Origin of the sequence: uncultured Campylobacter sp., from assembly GCF_938040115.1 — a bacterium.
Lineage (GTDB): Bacteria > Campylobacterota > Campylobacteria > Campylobacterales > Campylobacteraceae > Campylobacter_A.
Genome location: NZ_CALHXD010000247.1, coordinates 1 through 5,065, shown reverse-complemented (window position 1 = coordinate 5,065; position 5,065 = coordinate 1). Strand labels below are relative to the sequence as shown.

General features: G+C 45.3%; 8 protein-coding genes. All 8 read left to right on the top strand.

The features are described 5' to 3' along the window. Window positions 1–87 precede the first annotated feature (87 nt). Window positions 88–408, top strand: a complete 321-nt coding sequence (locus Q0314_RS08325; RefSeq protein WP_002949171.1) for a DUF2325 domain-containing protein — start codon at window positions 88–90, stop codon at window positions 406–408. A 3-nt stretch (window positions 409–411) separates the two neighbouring features. Further along, window positions 412–1,128, top strand: a complete 717-nt coding sequence (locus Q0314_RS08320; protein ID WP_298058187.1) for a hypothetical protein — start codon at window positions 412–414, stop codon at window positions 1,126–1,128. An 11-nt stretch (window positions 1,129–1,139) separates the two neighbouring features. Next, window positions 1,140–1,631, top strand: a complete 492-nt coding sequence (fldA, locus tag Q0314_RS08315) for a flavodoxin FldA (protein ID WP_002949173.1) — start codon at window positions 1,140–1,142, stop codon at window positions 1,629–1,631. A gap of 148 nt (window positions 1,632–1,779) precedes the next feature. Beyond that, window positions 1,780–2,661, top strand: coding sequence for a hypothetical protein (locus Q0314_RS08310; protein ID WP_298058185.1), 882 nt, complete (start codon window positions 1,780–1,782; stop codon window positions 2,659–2,661). Between the two features lie 158 nt (window positions 2,662–2,819). After that, on the top strand, window positions 2,820–3,335 hold the full coding sequence (luxS, locus tag Q0314_RS08305) for an S-ribosylhomocysteine lyase (RefSeq protein WP_298058183.1): 516 nt from the start codon (window positions 2,820–2,822) through the stop codon (window positions 3,333–3,335). Window positions 3,336–3,542: 207 nt separating this feature from the next. Continuing rightward, window positions 3,543–4,118 (top strand): hypothetical protein, encoded by a 576-nt coding sequence (locus Q0314_RS08300; protein ID WP_298058181.1) that lies wholly within the window; start codon window positions 3,543–3,545, stop codon window positions 4,116–4,118. Window positions 4,119–4,372: 254 nt separating this feature from the next. Continuing rightward, window positions 4,373–4,510, top strand: a complete 138-nt coding sequence (locus Q0314_RS08295; RefSeq protein ID WP_298058179.1) for a hypothetical protein — start codon at window positions 4,373–4,375, stop codon at window positions 4,508–4,510. Then, window positions 4,452–5,065, top strand: a 614-nt coding sequence (locus Q0314_RS08290) for a molybdopterin-dependent oxidoreductase (protein WP_298058177.1), incomplete at its 3' end; no start/stop codon positions are given. The genes Q0314_RS08295 and Q0314_RS08290, both read left to right, overlap by 59 nt.

The window sequence follows — 5,065 nt, the reverse complement described above, 5'->3', positions numbered from 1 at the left end:
ACTTAACTGATAACAACTATCATAACTAAGCTATTTTTTAGCTAATCTATTTTATAATAATCACAATCAAATAAACAGGAGTCCAAAATGTCAGTTTTAGTTATCGGAGCCGACGAGATAACGCCTATAAAAGCAGTCCTAAAAGACCTCGGCGCGGAAGCGATCGAGCACTGGGACGCGCGCAACGAAAACCGCGTAAATCGCAAACCGATCCCGCAAGATACCGAGTGCGTCGTGATGTTAACTAGTTTTTTAAACCACAACACGATGAAAACGATAAAAAACCAAGCCAAAAAGCGCAATATCCCGATCGTCTGCGCCAAAAGAAGCGTCAGCTGCGTGTTTAGCGAGTATTGCAAAGTCTTTGGGCTAGATAAGGAATTTGGATGCTGCAAGGTAAAAGACTAATAGATGAAATTCGGCTTTTTATCAGGTATTGGAGAAATAACTCCAAGTATTTTTTCAGGGCTTGACGCGGTAAATAAAGCCCGAATTTTTATAAATTTATACAACTGTTGCACAGGCCGCGAGCTAAAAATCCCTCTAGTTTATGCGTATTCGGGCTTAAATTTGGAGGAAATTTTTCTAAAGCGCATCGATGATCTGTGCGCTTTTAAAAATCCTAGCCGAAGTAAAATTTCAACCTTTTGTATCGCCTCAAACTCCGTTATCTGCGCCTATAAATCAGGCAAATTTGACGCCGTCCCGCCGCTAGCCGTCTCTCCCAAGCACCCGGCCGCCAAGCTAATCGTTATGCTAAAATCCCAAAACGGAATATGTTTTGACGCAGACATAATGTTTTCTCAGTTTGTTTATGATAAAATACGCGCCAAACATTTTGATAAAAACGTTTATTTTCAAGACGGGATTATCTTTGCGGAGCAGGGCGGGCGCAAGCTTTTTGGCGTTATGCCGTGCTTTAAAGAGATAACCAAAGAGCGGTTTCATCTGGCTAACTGCGAGATCGCTAGAGGCTTTGAGGCGCTTAGCGGCGGAGAGTTTGACAGGATGTTTATCGTAGCTCCGAGAAATGCGAATTTCTCGCGCTACATCGAGGTCAGACGGGAGTGCGGATGCGGCGGATCGCTGCGACTGGTGCCCTACACGATAAGTCATCATATTTTTTAAAGGAAATTTAAATGATAGGTATCATTTTTGGAAGCAGTATGGGAAATACTGAGGAGGCGGCGAGCTTTTTAGCCGAGAATTTGGGGCTAGAAAACGAGCTTTTAAACGTAGCAAACTGCGACGCGGCTAAGCTAAACGGCTTTGACAAGCTGATTTTGGGCGTTTCTACCTGGGGTACGGGCGACTTGCAAGACGACTGGGACGCGTTTGATTTTGGCGGACTAAAGCTTAGCGGCAAGACTGTTGCGATATTTGGCATGGGCGATGCCGAGAGCTATGCGGATAGCTTTTGCGGCGCGATGGGCAAGCTTTACGATGAGGTCGTAAAAGCCGGCGCAAACGTCGTGGGCGCAGTGTCCGTGGACGGATATAAATTTGACGAATCAGAAGCCGTAAGAGGCGGTAAATTTGTTGGTCTGCCGCTTGATGCCGATAACGAAAGCGAAAAAACCGAGCCTAGAATCAGCGCTTGGATAGAGCAGATCAAACCTCATTTTGCTTAAAATTTAATACTTCTAGTCGGGCTTTTTGCCCGATTTTTCAATCCTAACAAAAACCATTCCAGCTACTAAAATCCAATCTTTTAAATTTCAGTTTTCTTTAAAATCTTAAAGGTAGAATTAAATTTATTTTTTAAATTTAGGAGAAAGTATGGCGTATCAAGAGGAGTATTGGCAAAACTTTTATGAAAAAGCATGGGCGACAAGGGCTAAATTTATGGATGAGTGCCTAAAAAACGGACTCAATAGCTATCAAGCCGTAAAAATGCTAGAGAAAAAGGAGCGGCTACACGAGTTAAGTTTGGATAACGTTACAAACGAGATGGTTTGGGAGAAGCGAAAGCTTTTTAGTACGAATGTTTTAAGATTCGTCGAAATCCCGGTTGCTAGACTCACCACTAGACAAGGAGCTGAGCTAATCGTACCTTTTCACTCGTCGTTTAACTTCTATGATATGCTGATAGATATCATCGACGAGACGGGGCCATATGATAGTATCGTGGAGCTTGGCTGCGGATACGGTCGAAATTTGATTGAAATTTTTTATAGGGGCGGACCGACGGATGTGCGGTATTTTGGCGGAGAATTTACCCAAAGCGGCGTAGAAATCGCTAGCAAACTAGCCGCCGCAACGCCTAAAATGAATGCTAAGTTTTTCCATTTTAATCACCTAGAGCCTAGTCTTGAAGGGTTAGATTTGGGTAAAAAGGCCTTTGTTTTCCCCTGCCACTCTATCGAGCAGGTTAAGGAGATCCCGCCGCAATGGTTTGACGTAGTGGCAAACGCTGCTGACTTCGTGCGCTGCGCTCATCTAGAGCCGTTTGGATTTCAGATAGAAGGAGCAAACGACGCCGTTAGCGAAAGACAAAGAGGGTTTTTTAAAACTCAAGGTTGGAACGTAAATTTTGCCGAGACCTTCTTTAATGCCGCCAGACGAAACGTTATCGCTATAGACGATGCCATCGCCGATATCGGACTCTCTCAAGATCCTATGAATCCGGGTTCGCTAGCATTTTGGCATACGAATAAATAGTCGGTCGTATAAATTTAGCTAAAGTAGCCACTTTTGCGGTTGCGTTTTTTTGGCCATCGGCTTAGTAAATTTGCGTAAATGCAAATTTAAATCAAGCCGTGCCTAATAAAAATTTAGCTAAAATCACGCCGAATTTATGTTAAAAATAAGGAGAAAATATGCCTCTACTAGATAGTTTTTGCGTCGATCACGTGAGGATGAACGCGCCCGGCGTGCGCCTGGCAAAGACGATGAAAACGCCAAAAGGCGACGATATAAGCGTGTTTGATTTGCGTTTTTGCAAGCCAAACGAGGAAATTTTGCCAGAAAAAGGCATCCATACGCTGGAGCACCTATTTGCGGGTTTTATGCGCGAACACCTAAACGGCAAGGGTGTTGAAATCATCGATATCTCGCCGATGGGCTGCAGGACGGGCTTTTATATGAGCGTGATCGGCGTGCCGAGCGAGGAGGCGGTCAAGGCCGCGTGGACGGCGTCGATGAAGGATATCCTAGGCGTCAAAAACCAAGAAGACATCCCCGAGCTAAACAAGTATCAGTGCGGCACGTATAAGATGCATTCGCTTGATGAGGCGCACGCGATCGCAAGCAAAATTTTAGAGCGCGGACTAATTACGATAAATAACGAAGAGATCGCGCTAGACGTCGCTGCGATGGGGCTTAAAAAGCACTGATCGCTCGTTAAATTTAGCCGCCGTTCGTGCGGCTTTTGCTCTCGCGGCAAATTTGGGCAAATTTCAAATTTGGCTAGATTTGCCGCTCTCATTCTTCAAATTTTACTCTTTTAATATACAAAAACTGCTTCGTAATAAAATATAGCGATGTAATTTTAAGCAGCAAATTTATAAAATTACACTAATAATTTTTCTTAAGGAAGTGCGATGAAAAGTTTTAAATTTGCTTTGATTGCTGCCTGTGCGGCGGCGATAAGCTTAAACGCCGAGGTTTTAACAAAGACGACCGACATATCGCTAGGCGGTAAAAAAGTCGGTAAGATCGAGGTTTTAACGCCGGTTGAGGTTGTCTCCAAAGACGGAGCAAAGGCTAAAATAAAGGTAAAAGGCGCGGTTTCGGCAAACTACCTGGCTCAGATACAGCGAAGCATCAAAAATGCCGAGATTTTCACAATTTTTGATGCTGAGAGCGAGGCAAATTTTAAGAAAATAAAAGAGGTCGAGGACGACTACGGCGAGCTTTGGTATGAGGTCGAGGGCACTTATGAGGTCGCCGCGGACGCGCTGGGTAACGACGCAAACGCGCTATACAAACAGGCTCAGCAAAAGTACGAGGAGACCTGCTCGGCGTGCCACCGCTTGCACGAGCCAAACAGCTTTACGGCGGCTCAGTGGCCGGCAAATTTACAGTCGATGATTGATAGGAACTACGTATCGCTGGAGGAGACGGAGCTAAATTTGATAGTAAAATACCTGCAGCATAACGCAAAAGATGCAAAATAGGGCTTTGCGTGGTTAGCGCCGAGATCAAATTCGCTCGTCGCTTGAAATGTAAAATTTAGCGACATTCGTTCTTTAAATTTGATTTTTTAAACGGCAAATTTAACGCTACTAGCTTAAATTTGCCTGCATTTCGCTCGTTGCATAACCACGTTATTAAGAGATTGGCGAGCGTGACTAAACAAAATACGGTTTTAAAAAGCAAATAAGGGAAAAAGTTGCCTGATTGCGCAGGTGTCACAAGGCATGGGCGCGCTTTGGGCGAGTACAGGGAGTGTATACTCCCGCTCACGGCAGGGGTTTTGCTCCTGCAAAAAGTAAAAAAGGGAGAAACCGATGAAAAGACGAGATTTCATCAAATTTTCGGCCTTGGCGGCTACGGCTGCGCAGGCTAGCAGGATAGAGGGCGTCAAACAGACGATTTTCGATAACAAAAAGGTATTCGGCGCAAATAGATTCGGCACTTTTTGGCTAAATTTAAACTCGTCGCAGATCGTTTCGGTAAGCGATTTTGAGGGCGATAAATTTCCAAACACGATGAATTACAGCTTACCGGATAATATCCAAAACGAAAACCGCGTGCTCTATCCGATGGTGCGCAAAAGCTATCTAAAGGCAAAAGGCGCGGCAAAGAGCGAACTGCGCGGTAAAGAGGAGTTTGTGCGGGTTAGCTGGGACACAGCTCTTGATCTAGCGGCGAAGGCTTTGAAAGAAAATTTCGACAAATACGGCGCCGAGGCGATCTACGGCGAGTGCTACTGGTGGGGCGGTAGCGGTAAGGTCAGCTGGGGGCGCACCGTAGCGCACCGAATGCTTAAAATTTTAGGCGGCTACGTAGAGGAAAGCGGCGATTACTCCACCGGTGCGGGGCTCGTCATCATGCCTCACGTGCTGGGCTCAAGCGCCGTTTACGACGCGCCTACTACGTGGAAAGCGATCGTCAAAAACGC